Genomic DNA, 16404 nt, shown 5'->3' with positions numbered 1-16404 from the left:
TTAATTCTCCGCGAGCGGCTGCCATTCGAAGGTTCGCTCCGCCTGGGAGGCGCTGCTTCCTTCCGCCTTGGCAACCACCTGGATTTCATAGGGTTCGAAATTGTCAGGCAAGGCCAGCGTGCCCTCCACATCCTGGAAATAGCGGAAGCGGAAACGCACACCCAGATCCTCGACATCCTCTGACAGGTCCCTCAAGGGGATGACTTCCTGTTCACCTTCCAGCTCCCCTATGATATTCACTGCTACCACGCCCGAAATGTAGCTTTTGTTGTCACCTACCTGAGTCAACACCAGCTTGAAGCCGTAACGGCCCTCACCACGGACGTCCCGGAGCGTAAGCTGATCCACCTGCAGGCCTTTGCTCACCTCCGACGGTGCCATGATATTCCGATAGAAGGTCAGGTCCGCCTCCAGGGTGGCGATGGCGGACTCCAGGTCGGCAATGGTATTGCGGGCGGAATTAAGAGCCTGTTCATCGATGGCCCGGCTCCGCTCCAGGCGCACCTTCTCCTGCCGGACCTGGTCATAGTCCGCCTTGACCTCCGCCAACTCCTTGGCCAGTGACGGCCGGCTCTGGGCCACATCCTCGATCCGGTAACCGCCCTGGGACCAGCCTACGCCATACCCCACCAGGCCGCACAGGGCACAGAGAACAAGCACGCCGATCACCCGATAGGGGCGGAATGTCCGCCGCCTGGGCACAATAACAAACTCTTCCTGGGCATTCCGGGTTTCAGCCAAGGTTCCGGCCTCCGACGGCGAACGTCAGGGTCATGGCAATAGCGCCGGAGCCCGGAGGCCCGCCCGCTCATCAAGGCCGAACATGATGTTCATGTTCTGGACCGCCTGACCGGCGGCGCCCTTGACCAGGTTGTCGATGACCGAACTGACAATCACAATCGGGCTGTCCTCCTGCCGATGCAGGGACATGCGGCAGGTATTCTCACCCCGCACACTGCGGGTTTCCGGGTGACTGCCAAAGGGCATCACATCCACGAACGGCTCGTCCCGGAAGCGGTCCTCGAACAGGCCTTGCAGGCGGTCGAAGTCGGACGGATTTTCCAGCTCAGCGTAGAGCGTGGCTTCAATACCACGAATCATCGGCACCAGGTGGGGCACGAAACTGATCCCCACTTTGCCGCCAGCAGCCTGCTCCAGGCCCTGGCGGATTTCCGGCAGGTGACGGTGACCGGAGGCACCGTAGGCCTTGAAACTCTCGCCCACCTCGCCATGGAGCATGCCGATCTTGCCCTGACGGCCGCCACCGCTGGCGCCGGACTTGGCATCCGCCACCAGGTGACCGGTGCGCACCAGGCCATTCTCCAGCAGCGGCAGGAAACCCAACTGGACCGCCGTGGGATAGCAGCCGGGATTGGCCACCAGTTCCGCCTCGCGGATTGCCTGGCGGGCCACCTCGGGCAGACCATAAACCGCCTTTTCCGCCCATTCGGCGGTGTCGTGGGGCATGCCATACCAGCGTGCCCACACCTCCAGGTCCTTGATGCGGAAGTCCGCCGACAGGTCCACCACACGTACCCCCCGGGCCAGCAGTTCCGGTGCCATGCGCATGGCCACGCCGTGGGGAGTGGCAAAGAACACCAGGTCACACTGGGCCAGCACGTCGACGTCAGGCTCGGTGAAGACCAGGTCGTAGTAGCTTCGGAGATTGGTATACATGTCAGCAACGGCCATACCCGACTCCGAACGCGAGGTGATGCACGACACCTCCACCTCCGGATGGGTGGCCAGAATCCTGAGCAACTCGACGCCTGTGTACCCCGTGCCGCCAACTATGCCTGCTTTAATCACCGATCTCTCCTGTACTCTGAAACTGTGGAATGGGCCAATCCCGACGGGAGACTACTGCGTCACCCTATGGAGCCTGCCGCCCCATTGCCCGGCAAACCTCTAGTCTATCATGATAAACCAGTGTCTTATTGCAGCGGCGACCCGGCTGGTTACAATGCCTCATAACTCACTGTATTGATTCATTCGCCGTCCAGTGAATTCAAGGAGCCCAGTGCCAATGGCGATGCCATGGAGAAGTTGAGGAAACTGTTGACCGACAACCTGGTGTCCAGGTTCCGTCGGCGCCTTGCCGGCGTGGATGCCCTGCCGCAACTGGCCCTGCTTGGCCTGCTGTCCGGCGTGGTCACCGGTGGTGTTATCCTGCTGTTCCGCTTTGCCATTGAGTGGCCCCTGGGCCACTTCCTGCCCGGCGACAACGCCGAGAACTTCGAGGCCCTCGACTGGATGACCCGTGGCGCCCTGCCCCTGGCCGGTGCCCTGTTGCTGGGGCTGTTCCTCAACCAGCTGGCCACCCGTGACCGCAAGGTGGGCGTGGTACACGTCATGGAACGCCTGAACTATCACCAGGGCTATATTCCCCTGCGCAGCGCGCTGGTCCAGTTCGTGGCCGGCATTACCACGGTGGTCACCGGGCAGTCCGCTGGCCGGGAAGGGCCGGCAGTGCATCTGGGGGCCACGTTCTCCAGCCTGATGGGCCAGTACATGCGACTGCCCAACAACAGCATCCGCACCCTCGTGGCCTGCGGCTGTGCCGCCGCCATCTCAGCCTCATTCAATACGCCCATTGCGGGGGTCATCTTCGCCATGGAAGTGGTGATGATGGAATACACCATCGCCGGCTTCACCCCGATCATCCTGGCCGCGGTCAGTGCCGCCATTGTCACCCACGCGGTCTACGGTACCGAGCCGGCCTTCTCGGTACCGGCCCTGACCATGAACTCGCTGCTGGAGATCCCCTGGATCATCGCCATTGCCATTGTGATCGGCGTGGCGGCGGCGGGTTTCATTCACCTGCTGTCCTGGACCAGCCGGTACCAGCATCACTCCATATTGCTGCGGCTGGGCGCCGCCGGGCTGCTGATGGTGCCCTTTGCGATCCTGGTGCCGGAAGTCATGGGGATCGGCTATGACACGGTGACCGGTACCATCTACGGCCAGATCGGGTTCTGGCTGCTGCTGGGTGCCGGCATCGCCAAACTGCTGATCACGGCACTGACCATCGGCCTGGGCATGCCCAGCGGCATCATCGGGCCAACCATCTTCATCGGCGCCACCCTGGGCGGCGCCATGGGACTGATCGGTGCCGCCGTGGCACCGACGGCCACGTCATCCGTGGGCTTCTACGCCATGCTGGGCATGGGAGCCATGATGGGGGCGGTGCTGCAGGCCCCCCTGGCAGCCCTGATGGCCCTGCTGGAACTGACCCGCAACCCCAACATCATCCTGCCGGCCATGCTGATCATCACCACCGCCACCCTGGTGACCAGCGAGGTATTCGGTAAAAAGTCCGTGTTCCTGACCATGCTCCAGACCCAGGGCCTCAGCTACCACAACTCTCCCATCATCCAGGCCCTGAGGCGGGTATCGGTGGGCGCCATCATGGAACGGAGTGTCACCCGCACCGACCGGACGATCAGCTACGAGGATGCCCGCAAGCTGCTCAAGAACGAACCCAAGTGGCTGGTGGTGGAGGGCAACAATGGCCCGACCGCCCTGCTGCCGTCCGTCGACCTGGCCCGCTTCATCGAACACCTCAAGAAGCGGGAAGCCGAGGAGGACCGACCACTGCCTGAAACCATCGACCTGATGGAAATGCCGGCCAACCGCCGGGATGTGGCCCCGATCCAGTACCAGGCCACCCTGGAGGAAGCCCTGGACCAGTTCGAGTCGTCCCAGGCGGAAGCCCTGTACGTGCAGAGACAGGTAGCGCCGATGATCCAGCGGATCTACGGCATCGTCCTGAAATCCGATATCGAAAGCTATTACCAATACCGACGGAGTTGACCATGCTCTGGGTTAAAGCCCTGCATATTATTGCCCTGGTGTGCTGGTTCGCCGGCATCTTCTACCTGCCCCGGCTGTTCGTCTACCATGCCGCCTGCGAGGACCAGGCGGGGCGCGATCGTTTCAAGATCATGGAACGCAAGCTGTATAGAGGGATCACCACACCCTCCATGGTGGCCACGGTGGTCTTCGGGGTGTGGCTGCTGAGTTACAATGTATCCGGCTACTTCAGCCAGGGCTGGATCCACGCCAAGTTGCTGCTGGTCGCCCTGCTGATCATCTACCATTTCTACTGCGGCCACCTGGTGAAGGTGTTCCGGGACAACCGCAACCAGCGTAGCCATGTGTTCTACCGCTGGTTCAACGAGCTGCCGGTGCTGGCGCTGGTTGCCATCGTCATCCTGGCCGTGGTCAAACCCTTCTGACTGTTCCGAGGAGATGCGCCATCAAACTTCATGAACGCCCCCAGGTACTGATCGTTTCCGGGCTGGACCCGTCCGGAGGAGCCGGCCTGCAGGCGGATATCCAGGCCGTTACCGCCCTCGGCGCCCACCCGCTGCCGGTGCTGGCCTGCCTGACCGTGCAGGACACCCGCAACGTCTACAACGCCGCCCCGGTGGACGCCGACCTGGTCCGCCAACAACTGGAATGCCTGGCCGGGGACTGCCGCATCGACGCCGTCAAGACCGGGGCCATGGGCAACGCCGACGTGGTGAATGTGCTGGCCGACTTCCTGGACCAGCGCCCGGATCTGCCGTTGATCGTGGACCCGGTCATCAAGGCCGCCGGTGGTGGCGACCTGGCGGACGAGGCCCTGCTGGAAGCCATGACGACCCGGCTGTTTACCCGAGCCAACGTCATCACGCCAAACGGCATCGAACTGGTCCAGTTGGGCGCCAGTGACAACGAGGAAACGGCGGCGAACGCCCTGATCAGGCAGGGCTGCGCCGGCGTGCTGGCCACCGGCGGCCATGGCACTGGCCCCAGCATCACCAACGCCCTGTACCGCCCAGGCCAGCCGGTCCGGTCCTGGCAGATCGAACGGGTGGGCGGCGAGTACCATGGCACCGGCTGCACCCTGGCCGCCGCCATCGCCGCCGGGCGCGCCCAGGGCCTGCCCCTGGAAGAGGCCATCGAGCAGGCCCAGCGCTTTGTCGCCGGGGCCATCAACCACGCCCTCAGGGTCGGCAACGGCCAGCCGGTGCCGGACCGGGGCGCGCCCTGGCCCCGGGAATCATGAGCACACCCACCTTTCGAAAGGGCCTGCGCCCCGGGCTCTACGCCATTACCGACAGCACGCTGCTGCCGGAGGACGCCTTGCTGCCGGCTGTGGAGGCGGCCCTGCGGGGCGGGGCCGTGCTGGTCCAGTACCGGGAGAAGCACCTGCCCCGCGCCGATCGCCTGCGACAGGCCGCCCGCCTGAATGAGCGCTGCCAGGCCTACCGGGTGCCGCTGATCATCAACGATGACCCGGAGCTGGCCCGGGCCTGTGACGCCGCCGGCGTACACCTTGGGCAGGACGACGGTTCCGTGGCCGATGCCCGCCGCCTGCTCGGCGACAATGTCATTATCGGCGCCACCTGCCATGACCGTCTGGACCTGGCTGAACGGGCCCGCGACGAGGGCGCGGATTATCTGGCGTTCGGTCGTTTCCATCCGTCGTCCACCAAACCCGGGGCACCACCGGCAAGCCCTGGCATTCTTCGACAGGCCGCTCCCCTGGGGCTGCCCCGTACAGCCATCGGAGGTGTCACAGTGGACAATGGCGAGCCTCTGATCCGCGCCGGGGCGGACCTGCTGGCCGTGGTTGGCGGGCTTTTCGGCGGCACGCCGGAACAGGTGGAGGAACGGGCCCGGGCCTTCACCCGGCTGTTCGCCGACCACCACCCGTTTTTCAATCTCTGATAGCATTGCCATCCCGATCCTGCGAGTTCCGCCAGGACACCCGTTTCAGTCGACAACCGAGGAGCCGCTGACATGACTCAATCAGAAACCCTGTTTGAACAGGCACAGAAATACATTCCCGGTGGCGTCAATTCACCGGTGCGGGCCTTCCGCGGCGTTGGCGGTACCCCGATTTTCTTCAAGCATGCCGAAGGGGCCTACCTGTACGACGAGGACGACAAGCGCTACATCGACTACGTGGGATCCTGGGGACCGATGATCGTGGGCCACTCCAACGAACACATCAAGCAGGCCCTGCACAAGCAGATCGACCTGGGGGTTGGCTACGGAGCGCCCACCGCCATTGAGACCGAAATGGCTAAAAAGGTGTGCGAGCTGGTGCCCTCCATTGAACTGGTGCGGATGGTGAACAGCGGCACTGAGGCCACCATGAGCACCGTCCGCCTGGCCCGGGGCTACACTGGTCGCGACAAGATCATCAAGTTCGAGGGTTGCTACCACGGCCATGTGGACTCGTTGCTGGTGAAGGCCGGTTCCGGCGCCCTGACCCTGGGCGTGCCCAACTCGCCGGGCATCCCCGCCAGCCTGGCGGAGCACACCATCACCCTCACCTACAACGACAGTGAAGGCGTACGCAAAGCCTTTGAGGAGATCGGGGACCAGGTCGCCGCAATCATCGTGGAACCGGTAGCCGGCAATATGAACTGCATTCCGCCGGCGCCCGGTTTCCTGGAAACCCTGCGGGAGGTCTGCGACGAGCACGGCTCGGTGCTGATCTTCGACGAGGTGATGACCGGGTTCCGGGTGTCTCTGGGCGGTGCCCAGGGGCACTATGGCATTACCCCGGACCTGACCGCCCTGGGCAAGGTGATCGGTGGCGGCCTGCCGGTGGGTGCCTTTGGGGGCAAGCGGGAGATCATGGAGCACATCTCGCCCCTGGGGCCGGTCTACCAGGCGGGTACCCTGTCCGGTAACCCGCTGGCCATGACTGCCGGCCTGACCACGCTGAACCTGATTTCCGAGGATGGCTTCCACGATCGCCTGGCTGAGAAGACCCGGGCCCTGTGCGCCGGCTTCCGTGAGGAGGCGAAGAAGGCTGGAATCCCGCTGACGGTCCAGAGTGCCGGGGCCATGTTCGGTCTGTTCTTCACCGACGAGCCGGAAGTCAGCCGTTTCGATCAGGTCATGAACTGCGACGTGGACCGATTCAAGGCGTTCTTCCAGGGCATGCTGAAGGAAGGCGTCTACCTGGCGCCGTCGGCGTTCGAGGCGGGCTTTACCAACGCCGCGCTCAGTGATGACGACATCGCCGAGACCATCGCCGCCGCCGGGAGGGTCATGGCGACCCTGTAGGCCCTGCCCCTAATTCGGGGAGACCTTCAGAAGGTCTTCCCGACCCCCACCCACAGGTTGTAACGATCGTAGTCGTAACCGTCCAGCGAACTGTCGTTGGATTCATAGGACCATTCGCTGGTGACGAACCAGTCCCTCGCCAACTGCCAGTCCATCAGGATACCGCCGGACCAGCGTTCGTCCTGCCGTTTTTCCGAGACCGTGCCACCAGAGGTCTGCCACTGGTAATCGTCGTCGTAGTCACTGTGCCGGTAGGCGCCTTTCAGGGTCAGGGCCAGCGTCTCCGCCAGCGCCGTGCGCCAGCTCAGCTCCAGCCCCTGCCGGAAGGGGGAAACACTGGCGGCGTAGCCCGGATCCCGGATGTTATCGCGGTCCGCCAGCCCGAGCTGTAGCTCCACCCCCAGGCGTCCTCCCCACTGGCGCTGGTAGAACCCGGCCTCCAGGTCATACTGCCCGCCATCGTACTCAGGGTAATCAGACCCTCCTGATACCGCCGCCAGTTCCAGGCGGGCATAACAGTGATCGAGCGGACCGCAGCCTTGCTGGCGGATCACCCCCTGCACCCCGTAATAGGATTCCACAAGGCCGGTGTCGAGCCACCAGTGCCGGGTGAACATCATTGCCTGGAGATCCGTGGCCGCCACCCGGGTCTGCCAGCCCAGGTCCCCCTCCAGCAGGCTCAGGTTCGACTCCGGGTTACCGGGAAAGCGCTGGTGGTAACCCAGGCCGTTCCATATCCAGTCATTCCCGGTCGAGGCACTACCGGAGCCCAGAGAGAACATGACATCGGAGTAGCCCTCTCCCAGCCCGGAGGCCGTATTGTCCGGCAACTGGTCGACATTGGAATCGTAGCCCGCACCCACCATGACCAGGCCGACCGGGTATCGGCCCGCTTCCCGTTCACCGGCAGGGGGTGTATCAGAAAGACGTTCAAGCTGACGGGCAGACAGCCCCCGGATTTTCTCATTCCCCGATTCCATCGACAGGGCCAGGAAAATATCATGGGCATCGGTGAGGTTGTCTGTGGCCAGAGCAATCAGCCCCAGGTTGTACCGGGCCAGGTCCCGGTGGGAGGTGCCCAGCAGTGCCCTGAACTCCCGGGCTGCGGCGTCGTATCGCGCCAACCGGTAATTCACCACGCCGAGGTTGTAGGTCAGGGCATTGCTTTCCAGCCCCGACGCCCTGGCCTCCAGGAGATAGTGCCTGGCCTGTTTGGGATCACCGGACTGGAACGCCTGAACGCCCTTCTCAAGCATAGCCTCCGCGTCAGCGGGAACCGATCCCTGGGCCTGACAGACGACCGCCCAGCCCAGAAGAAACAATGTGGAGAATATCGCTGCGGTGATCTGCAAGCCGTGCCTCGACCAATGGAAGAAAACGCCGTGTGGTTTCGCTGTCGACTGTCCCGCCGGGACCATCAGGGCCGACGATCACTGTCCGGGCTATCCGGGCGCTCCGGGTTATCCGGTCGGCCAGGATTACCGGGCGCATCAGGCCTGCCCGGTGACTCGGGCCTGCCGGCATCCGAACGGCGTTCCCGGGCCCGTTCCGAGGCGTCACCACGCATCTCGGCCGGATTGAAGTCCGGCCGATTACGCTCCAGGCCCGGAGGCCCGTCCTCGTTCAGCGGGTTACCTCCACCAGGTTGCTCACCTGAGTTACCCGGGTTGTTCCGGTCGTTACCCGTCGCTTCCGTGGGTCGGGGCAGGCTGATCTCACGGGTAACCTTCTCCGTCACGTCATCGTCGGTCACCATCCGCATGGTAACGCCCAGGTCGTCGTCGGCAAACACGGCCGGAGACACCAGACAGGCCGCCAGGTTCAACAGCAGCAACGTCCGGGGAAGGACCTTCCATCCATTATTGCAGAATTTTACCTTGTCACTCATTCCGTTGCTCCTGGATCCACCAGCCCGGCCGGAATTGGCGTCCGCAAGGTTTTACGGCGACCGCCGTCATCCAGCCGTGCCACCAACTCCCCCTCGGCGGGATATAGTACCCGCAACGGCAACGTCAGCACATTGTCGCCGGGGCTGAGATCCACCTGCCAGCTCAGGGTATGCCGGCCCGGGAACGGCTCCAGCTCGACATTGTCGGGCAGTTCCAGGGTCAGTTGAACATTCTCCAGCGCCTCCTCGGAGGAAAACGCCACGCGAACCTGGCGTACCTCCGGCTCCAGGACCGCAAGAGGGGCGCTGGTGCCGTCCGCGGAATCCCCAGGCTGCCAGGACGCCATCGGCCAGAGCGCCACCGCCAACACGACCACCGCAGCCACCGCCAACCCGATAGACCAGGGTTTCACGGAAACCTTGCCCCGGCCGCCACTGGCTGCATCGAACACCCGTGTTTCAAAGTCGTCCGATGGGGGTTCGATCGGCGCAGTCTCGGTTACCAGGCGCTGTACCCCGTGGGCCCAGTCCAGATACTCCCCACACGACGGGCAACGAGCCGCATGATTGAACAGGCGTACACGGTCCTCCCGGGACAAATCCCCGGACAGCAACCTGTCCACATTGGCTCGCAGTTCGCCACAGTTCATTTCGATCTCGGAATCCGTGTGTTTGGACATATCGGGTTCATCCACTACTTCACAAGACGTTGGTCTGCTTCCGACGGTTCCACGCTACTTTCGAGTTTCCGTCTCAGGGCCGAGCGAATTCGATGCAATCGCGACTTCAGGGTGCCGACTGGCAGGTCCAGCACCTCGGAGAGATCCTCAAGCCGCCACCGGTCCACATCATGGAGCAACAACAGGGTCCGGTGGTCGGCAGGCAGGGCATCGAGCAAGCCCCTGACCACCGGCCCCAGCCTGTCCAGTTCCAGCCTCTCATCGGGCCCAAAGCCCGGGTCCGGCACGGTCTCGAGCCACGGCTGCAGGTTCTCAGGATCGGCAAATTCACCTTCGAACTTCAGCGACCGGTGCGCCTGCCGGCGGCTGATATCAACAAAGTGGTGATACAGAACACGGTTAAGCCAGGTTCCTGGCCTGTCCAGCGTTTCCAGCTCATCGAGTTTCGGATACAGCTTCACAACAACGTCCTGGACCAGATCCTCCGCGTCCTCGCGGCGCCCCGTCAGGCGATAGGCAAACCGGTACATCGTACCCAGGTGCGGCTGTACACGGGTTTCGAAGCGCTGACGTCGCGATCGCCGGAAAGGCATCAGTACCACAATGAAGCCTCTTGGAGTAGTTGCTGCAATCCTGCGTTATACCAGAAAAACCACCGACGGAGGGCGACCCGATGTCGCCGGATACAAACCGTTCCATTCTTTACGTTATGTAACATTGAAACGGGAACCTCCGACCAACTGACCACGTGAGATCAACAGGGGTGACGAATCCGCAACACCCCACAACCGATAAACGATTGCACACAAACCTGACATTACATTCCGGCTCGGAGGAAGGCCCATGAACAACCCGTTTCTTAAAACCCTCAGTATCGCAACCCTCGCCGCGGCCGTGGCCGCCTGTGGTGGCAGTGGCAGTGGCAGCAGTGACAGCGACTCTTCGACCGGTACGGCCTCGCTAAGCCTGACCGATGCGCCCGTGACCGACCTCTCCGCCGCACAGCTGAACATTACATCGGTGGAGTTGAAGCCGGCGAATTCGGACAGCGTCACCATTGAGCTGGATACCGCCATGGACATCAACCTGCTGGACTTCCAGGGCGGCAAGGTGGCCGAACTGTTTGAAGGCGAGGAACTCCCCGCTGGCGAATACGAATGGATTCGCCTGCACCTGGGCGAGGACCCGTACGTTGTCGAGGCCTCTGATCCAAACCAGACCCCCATTTTCCTGTTCCTGCCCTCCGGTCGCCAGACCGGCCTGAAGCTGCAGGGTGGATTCGTCATTCCCGCTGGCGGCACCGCCGAGTTCACCATCGATTTTGATGTCAAGAAGTCCATCATCAACGCTGGCGGCAATGCACCCTCCGGCAGCGACAAATACATCCTGAAACCGGCCCACCGCCTGGTGGACAATTCCGAATCAGGGGCCATCGTGGGTGAGGTGGATGTTGTCAATATTGAACAGCAACTGGGTTGCGACGTGGATGACGATTACTACGGCTCAGTCTATGTGTACGAGGGCGCGGATGTTGAGCCCACGGACCTCAACGTGAACGAGGAGGGCGGCCCGCTGGTGGCGGTGACGGTATCGAATGAGGACCAGGCGAGCCTGTACAGCTACAAGGCCGCCTTCCTGCCGGCCGGGGACTACACCATCAGCTATACCTGCCAGCCGGATGACAACGAGGCGTCCGAGACACTCGAATTCGTCGGCACGCAGAACGTGACGGTCACCGCCAATACGGAGACAACGGCTGACGTCATTCAGTAATCCGGTAACGTAAACCCCTTCCGACTAGCCCCCGCCCCGCGGGGGCTTTTTTTGTTAAAGCTGCTCGGCCCGCCGTTCCGCCTGCTCGGCACCGGCGACGTTGCCGCGCTCCCGGCGGATACCGGCCAGCAGTTCCCAGCCGGCTTTCTGCAGCCTGGTGTCGGAACCGGACAGGGACAGGCCCTTAAGGGTGAACTGCTCCGCCGCTCCCAGGTTGCCGGTCCGGACGTAGGCCTCGGACAGCTTGAAGTAGACCTGGGCGGACCGGGGGGAAATACGTTGGGCCCGTTCAAGCTGGCCCAACGCAGCCTCGGCGTCACCCCGGGCCATCAGGTCATCCGCCTTGCGGATCAGGCTGGCCGACGCCGGGGAGAGGTCATCACCCTGCTCCTGGTAGCCCGGGCTGGGCGCCCGATCCTCGTCCTCATCCCGGGATTCCGGCTGCTCGGACAGTCGCTCCGTCCGCTCGCCATCCTCCTCTTCCACCTGTGGTGGCTGTGGTGCCGTCTCCGGCAAGCGGTCACCGCCGCCCGGCGGTGCATAGATATCGGACGCACAACCAACCAGCCCCATTGAGAGAGCCCCCAGGAACATCAACTTCCGTAACCCCTGATTCATTCGAACAATCCTTCAAACCAGCCACGCAGGCGTCTTGAGAAATCACTGCCACATCCCTCGAACTGCGTCGGCTCACTGCCGACGATAAAGGGAATCAGCCGTGCATTTTCACAGTGATCGTCGGTGAGCACACCTGTCTCACTGTTGACCCACTGGTACTGTACGCCATCCGGCACCACCGGCGAAAAGCCGTGTTGCGGTACCGACGCCATAAACCGGGTCCAGACCGGCAGGGCACCGGACGAGCCGGTCAGCGAGGTGGGACCGTTGTCATCGCGGCCCACCCAGGTGACCGCCAACAGGTCGCCACTGAAACCGGCGAACCAGCTGTCGCGGCCATCGTCAGTGGTACCGGTCTTGCCGGCCAGCCCCAGGTTCTCCGGGATGGTGTTATAGGCGGACCGACCGGTCCCCTCCCGCATGACTTCCTGCATGGCATACTGCACCAGGTGCACCGCCGCCGGATCCGCCACCTGGTTCACCTCCAGGTTATACCGGTTGAGCACCTCGCCCCGGGCGTCGGTGACATCACGGATGGTGCGCAGGGGCGTATTGAAGCCGGAGGTGGCCAGCCCCTGATAGATCTGCGCCACCGTCACCGGCTCCATGGCCACGGCCCCCAGCAACATCGAGGGATAAGGGCTGATCTCGGAGGTTACCCCGAAGTCCTGCAGGGTTTCCCGGACCGCCGGCACCCCCATATCCAGGCCAACGCGCACCGCCGGCAGGTTCCAGGAGCGGGACAGGGCCATGTGCAACGGCACTTCGCCCCGCTGTTTGCGATCGAAGTTGCGGGGTTCCCAGCGCTGGCCATTCTCGAACTCCAGGGCCAGGCCCACATCCCGCACCGGCGTGATCAGCGTGTAACGATCAGGCTCCGTCAGCGCGGTCAGATAGACGAACGGCTTCACCAGCGAGCCGATGGGCCGCCGGGCGTCCAGCGCCCGGTTGAATCCGGCGAAGGTGGCGTCACGCCCCCCCACCAGGGCCTGGACTTCACCACTGTCCCGGGAGGTGACCACCATGGCCGCCTCCAGCCGGGTGTCCGGGGATCGGCGATCCAGCTCGTCCAGGGTCTCGGTCACGGCCGTTTCCGCCTGCTCCTGGATGGCCGGGTGCAGTGTGGTGAAGATTCTCAGGCCTTCACTCTGCAGGTCCTCCTGGCGGTAGTCCCGGGCCAGGTGACGCTTCACCAGATCGATAAAGGCCGGGTACCGGTTCTCCGACCAGGAAGGCCGGCTGGTAACGCCCAAGGGTTTGGCCCGCGCCTCGCTGGCGGTTTCCGCATCAATGCCGCCATGCTGCTCCAGCAGGTCGATCACCAGGTTTCGACGGGACAGCGCCCGCTCCGGGTTGCGGCGTGGATCGTAGTAACTGGGCCCCTTGACCATCCCCACCAGCAATGCCGATTCATGGAGCGCCAGGTCCTGGAACCGCTTGCGGAAATAGAACTGGGAAGCAAGCCCGAAACCATTGATACTGCGGCTGCCAGCCTGCCCCAGGTAGACCTCGTTCAGGTAGGTCTCCAGGATGTCCCGCTTGTCGTAGTGCCACTCCAGCAGCAACGACATGATGGCCTCGTTGCCCTTGCGGATCAGGGTCTGGTCCCGGGTCAGGTAGAAATTCTTGACCAGTTGCTGGGTCAGGGTACTGCCCCCCTGCACCACCCGCCCGGCCTTGATGTTTGCCACCATGGCCCGGGCGATGGACAGGGGCGCGAGCCCGAAGTGGTCATAGAAATCACGGTCCTCGGTGACCAGCAGTGCCTCCTCGAACAGGGGTGGGGCATCGTCCAGGCTCACCAGCACCCGGTCCTCCCGGTGGGCCGGATAGATACCACCGATCTCCGCCGGGGCCAGGCGGACCACCGGCGATGGATCACCCTCCAGTACGCGCAGGCCCGATACCCGGTTGCCGGAAATGGTCAGTGACAGGCGCCGCTGGGGCTCCTCGCCATCCACAAAGTCAAAACCACGGGTGGCGATAATGAAGCGGCTGCCGTTCTGCTGCCAGGTACCGGACTGACGGCCGTCACCGCTGCGATAACCGGCCAGCTCCAGCTCCTGTCGCAGCGATGTGCGGCTCAGGCTGGCACCATCGTAGAGTTCCAGCGGTCGGGCATAGACCCGGGACGGCACCTCGAACCGGCGCCCCTCGAAGCGGGAGGTCACCACCGCATCCAGGTAGACCGTCCAGCCCGCCAGCAACACCAGCAGGATCAGGCCCAGGCGCCAGCCGAAGGACCACAGGCGCTGCCTGAAGGTTGGGCGTGACTTGCGGGCGGGGGATTTTCTGCGTTTGGGGGGAGATTTCTTGGGCATCCGCGGATTATAACCAAACTACACCATCGGCCGTCATCCGCTGTCGGTGTTATTTGTGTAATGTCGTCGTTATGATAGTGCCGTCACGGACACCCGGCCCCACAACAGACCAAGGAGCACACTGTGAGCGACGCACCGGCTGCAATCCTGATCGACAACCTGCAAGACCCGGCGCTGTATGACCACCCGGTCACGGAGTTCCAGGTACTGGAAACCCATATCTCACAGGTCATCCTTACCGGTGACTATGCCTACAAGATCAAGAAGCCCATGGACTTCGGCTTCCTGGATTTCTCCACCCTGGAGAAGCGGCGCCACTTCTGTGAGGAGGAGGTGCGCCTGAACCGGCGTCTGGCGGCGTCCCTGTACCTGGACGTCGTGCCCATTACCGGCTCGCCGGAGGAACCGGTCCTCAACGGCAGCGGTGAACCCTTCGAGTACGCCATCCGCATGCGCCAGTTCCGCCAGGACCAGCTCTTCGATGGCCTGCAGGAACGCGGCCAACTGACACCGGAACTGCTCAGCGAACTGGCCGAGCAGGCCGCCCGCTTCCACGACCAGTTGACGCCGGTGCCGGAGGACAAGCCCCTGGGCACACCGGAAGCGGTCTTCTCCGCCATGCAGGACAACTTCGACCAGATCCGGCCGTTCCTGGAAGGCGACAAGGCCCTGCTCGACCAGCTTGAGGGCCTGGAAGGCTGGACCCGCAGCACCTTCGAGCGCCAGCAATACCTGATTGCCCAGCGCCGGGAAGACGGCTTCGTGCGGGAGTGCCACGGTGACCTGCACCTGGCCAACATCACCACTTACGAGGGCAAGGTAACCGTCTTCGATTGCATCGAGTTCAGCGAGCCCTTCCGCTGGATCGACGTGATCAATGACCTGGCGTTCCTGCTGATGGACCTGGAGTCCCGCCGGGAGTTCGCCCTCGCCAGCCATACACTGAACGCCTACCTGGAATGGCGCGGCGATTTCGACGGCCTGGCCCTGCTCCCCCTGTACAAGGCCTATCGTGCCATGGTGCGGGCCAAGATCGCCCTGTTCACCCGCGGCAACGACGGCCTCTCCGAGCAGGAGAAGGACGGCCTGCTGCAGAAGTACCGGGACTACGTCAACCTGGCCGAGCATTACACCGCCATCCCCAACCCCTACCTGCTGACCACCACCGGCCTGTCCGCCAGCGGCAAATCCACCGTCAGCCATGCCCTGGCCTGTGAACTGGGCCTGGTGCGCCTGCGGTCGGATGTGGAACGCAAACGCATGGCCGGCATGGGACCGCTGGACAGCTCCCGCTCCGGCGTCGGCGAAAACCTCTACACCGAAGAGGCCAACCGCAAGACCTATCACCGACTGGCGGACCTGTCGAAGCAACTGCTCCAGTGTGGCTTCGGGGTGATCGTGGATGCCGCCTGCCTGCGGGAAAACGAGCGGGAGTTGCTGGCCAGCGTGGCGGAAGGCCTGGGCGTGCCGTTCGGACTGATCCACTGCGAGGCCCCGGAAGCCACCCGCCGGGAATGGATTCGGGAGCGCCGGGGCGACGCCTCGGAAGCGGACGAGAAGTTGCTGGAACAGCAGAAGCAATGGGAAGAGTCGCTGTCGGAGGTGGAGAAGTCCCATACCGTCCATATCCACACGGATGAAGCCCTGGCCGCCGGAGAACTGGCCCACCGCATACGCGCCCATTTCGGGATGGATGACGGCGCCTGATGGCGGATTGCGCTGCGGGCAATGACTGGCAACCGCTCTGTGCGGAGGCCGACATCGACAATGACCAGTTCCATGAATTCCAGTTGGGTGAGGAGCCCTGCTTCCTGTTCCGACGCCGCGGCCGGCTGTTCGCCTATCGCAACCAGTGCCCCCATCTGGGCATTCCCCTTAACTGGATGCCGGAGCGGTTCCTGGACCCGGACAACTGTTTTCTCCACTGCGCCAACCACGGTGCCCTGTTCACCCCGGAATCCGGTGACTGCATTGCCGGGCCCTGCCAGGGGGATAGCTTGACCTCGGTGCCCCTGCGGATCACCGACGGCACCATTGAGGCCCGGCTATAGCT

General features: G+C 63.5%; 16 protein-coding genes. 8 read left to right on the top strand and 8 right to left on the bottom strand.

Annotation, left to right across the window (positions count from 1 at the left end):
* Both RO069_RS15820 and argC read right to left on the bottom strand, forming a co-directional pair.
* Positions 1-741 carry a DUF6776 family protein gene (locus RO069_RS15820; RefSeq protein ID WP_328188861.1) on the bottom strand — a complete coding sequence of 247 codons (741 nt, stop codon included), beginning with the start codon at positions 739-741 and terminating at the stop codon, positions 1-3.
* Positions 742-771: 30 nt separating this feature from the next.
* A complete protein-coding gene (gene argC, locus RO069_RS15815; protein WP_328188859.1) occupies positions 772-1809 on the bottom strand; it encodes an N-acetyl-gamma-glutamyl-phosphate reductase in 1038 nt (345 codons plus the stop codon).
* Positions 1810-2037: 228 nt separating this feature from the next.
* Between argC and RO069_RS15810 the strand changes: the two genes are divergently transcribed.
* The 5 genes from RO069_RS15810 (at position 2038) to hemL (ending at position 7071) form a co-directional block, all read left to right on the top strand.
* A complete protein-coding gene (locus RO069_RS15810) occupies positions 2038-3813 on the top strand; it encodes a chloride channel protein (protein ID WP_328188857.1) in 1776 nt (591 codons plus the stop codon).
* On the top strand, positions 3810-4238 hold the full coding sequence (hemJ, locus tag RO069_RS15805; protein ID WP_328188855.1) for a protoporphyrinogen oxidase HemJ: 429 nt from the start codon (positions 3810-3812) through the stop codon (positions 4236-4238). Before RO069_RS15810 ends, hemJ begins: the two co-directional genes overlap by 4 nt.
* Positions 4239-4285: 47 nt before the next feature.
* Entirely contained in the window at positions 4286-5053 is a 768-nt protein-coding gene (gene thiD / locus RO069_RS15800) for a bifunctional hydroxymethylpyrimidine kinase/phosphomethylpyrimidine kinase (protein ID WP_328188881.1), read from the top strand.
* Positions 5050-5718, top strand: coding sequence for a thiamine phosphate synthase (gene thiE / locus RO069_RS15795; RefSeq protein ID WP_328188854.1), 669 nt, complete (start codon positions 5050-5052; stop codon positions 5716-5718). The genes thiD and thiE overlap by 4 nt, the downstream gene beginning before the upstream one ends.
* A gap of 72 nt (positions 5719-5790) precedes the next feature.
* Entirely contained in the window at positions 5791-7071 is a 1281-nt protein-coding gene (gene hemL / locus RO069_RS15790) for a glutamate-1-semialdehyde 2,1-aminomutase (protein WP_328188852.1), read from the top strand.
* A gap of 26 nt (positions 7072-7097) precedes the next feature.
* On the opposite strand, the gene RO069_RS15785 is transcribed toward hemL, so the two are convergent.
* From RO069_RS15785 to RO069_RS15770, 4 genes are all read right to left on the bottom strand, one after another.
* On the bottom strand, positions 7098-8327 hold the full coding sequence (locus RO069_RS15785; protein WP_328188851.1) for a tetratricopeptide repeat protein: 1230 nt from the start codon (positions 8325-8327) through the stop codon (positions 7098-7100).
* A 161-nt stretch (positions 8328-8488) separates the two neighbouring features.
* Complete coding sequence (locus tag RO069_RS15780) at positions 8489-8959, bottom strand: hypothetical protein (protein ID WP_328188848.1); 471 nt, start codon at positions 8957-8959, stop codon at positions 8489-8491.
* Entirely contained in the window at positions 8956-9639 is a 684-nt protein-coding gene (locus RO069_RS15775; protein ID WP_328188847.1) for an anti-sigma factor family protein, read from the bottom strand. Before RO069_RS15775 ends, RO069_RS15780 begins: the two co-directional genes overlap by 4 nt.
* 14 nt (positions 9640-9653) lie before the next feature.
* Complete coding sequence (locus RO069_RS15770; RefSeq protein ID WP_328188879.1) at positions 9654-10232, bottom strand: RNA polymerase sigma factor; 579 nt, start codon at positions 10230-10232, stop codon at positions 9654-9656.
* Between the two features lie 250 nt (positions 10233-10482).
* Between RO069_RS15770 and RO069_RS15765 the strand changes: the two genes are divergently transcribed.
* Complete coding sequence (locus RO069_RS15765; RefSeq protein WP_328188846.1) at positions 10483-11412, top strand: DUF4382 domain-containing protein; 930 nt, start codon at positions 10483-10485, stop codon at positions 11410-11412.
* A gap of 54 nt (positions 11413-11466) precedes the next feature.
* Here the strand turns inward: RO069_RS15765 and RO069_RS15760 are convergent, their stop codons facing one another.
* Positions 11467-12030 carry a tetratricopeptide repeat protein gene (locus tag RO069_RS15760; protein WP_328188844.1) on the bottom strand — a complete coding sequence of 188 codons (564 nt, stop codon included), beginning with the start codon at positions 12028-12030 and terminating at the stop codon, positions 11467-11469.
* On the bottom strand, positions 12027-14351 hold the full coding sequence (mrcB, locus tag RO069_RS15755; RefSeq protein ID WP_328188842.1) for a penicillin-binding protein 1B: 2325 nt from the start codon (positions 14349-14351) through the stop codon (positions 12027-12029). Before mrcB ends, RO069_RS15760 begins: the two co-directional genes overlap by 4 nt.
* A gap of 123 nt (positions 14352-14474) precedes the next feature.
* Here mrcB and RO069_RS15750 point away from each other — a divergent pair, with 123 nt between their 5' ends.
* The gene (locus RO069_RS15750) at positions 14475-16058 is read left to right on the top strand and encodes a bifunctional aminoglycoside phosphotransferase/ATP-binding protein (RefSeq protein WP_328188841.1); all 1584 of its coding nucleotides are present in this window, start codon (positions 14475-14477) and stop codon (positions 16056-16058) included.
* Positions 16058-16402: a Rieske (2Fe-2S) protein gene (locus tag RO069_RS15745; protein ID WP_328188839.1), complete on the top strand. Its 345-nt coding sequence runs from the start codon at positions 16058-16060 to the stop codon at positions 16400-16402. Before RO069_RS15750 ends, RO069_RS15745 begins: the two co-directional genes overlap by 1 nt.
* Positions 16403-16404 lie beyond the last annotated feature (2 nt).

Source organism: Marinobacter sp. OP 3.4 (assembly GCF_036224885.1).
In the GTDB taxonomy this organism is placed as follows: Bacteria; Pseudomonadota; Gammaproteobacteria; order Pseudomonadales; family Oleiphilaceae; genus Marinobacter.
The sequence above is the reverse complement of the archived record's forward strand: the minus strand, read 5'-3'. Positions and strand labels throughout refer to the sequence as shown.

What these genes read in the sequence shown, in the direction of transcription:
- RO069_RS15810 (WP_328188857.1), top strand. Translation starts at nt 2,038, where the DNA reads ATGGAGAAGTTGAGGAAACTGTTGACCGACAACCTGGTGTCCAGGTTC.
- thiE (WP_328188854.1), top strand. Translation starts at nt 5,050, where the DNA reads ATGAGCACACCCACCTTTCGAAAGGGCCTGCGCCCCGGGCTCTACGCC.
- hemL (WP_328188852.1), top strand. Translation starts at nt 5,791, where the DNA reads ATGACTCAATCAGAAACCCTGTTTGAACAGGCACAGAAATACATTCCC.
- RO069_RS15785 (WP_328188851.1), bottom strand. Translation starts at nt 8,327, where the DNA reads ATGCTTGAGAAGGGCGTTCAGGCGTTCCAGTCCGGTGATCCCAAACAG.
- RO069_RS15780 (WP_328188848.1), bottom strand. Translation starts at nt 8,959, where the DNA reads ATGAGTGACAAGGTAAAATTCTGCAATAATGGATGGAAGGTCCTTCCC.
- RO069_RS15775 (WP_328188847.1), bottom strand. Translation starts at nt 9,639, where the DNA reads ATGTCCAAACACACGGATTCCGAGATCGAAATGAACTGTGGCGAACTG.
- RO069_RS15770 (WP_328188879.1), bottom strand. Translation starts at nt 10,232, where the DNA reads ATGCCTTTCCGGCGATCGCGACGTCAGCGCTTCGAAACCCGTGTACAG.
- RO069_RS15765 (WP_328188846.1), top strand. Translation starts at nt 10,483, where the DNA reads ATGAACAACCCGTTTCTTAAAACCCTCAGTATCGCAACCCTCGCCGCG.
- RO069_RS15760 (WP_328188844.1), bottom strand. Translation starts at nt 12,030, where the DNA reads ATGAATCAGGGGTTACGGAAGTTGATGTTCCTGGGGGCTCTCTCAATG.
- mrcB (WP_328188842.1), bottom strand. Translation starts at nt 14,351, where the DNA reads ATGCCCAAGAAATCTCCCCCCAAACGCAGAAAATCCCCCGCCCGCAAG.
- RO069_RS15745 (WP_328188839.1), top strand. Translation starts at nt 16,058, where the DNA reads ATGGCGGATTGCGCTGCGGGCAATGACTGGCAACCGCTCTGTGCGGAG.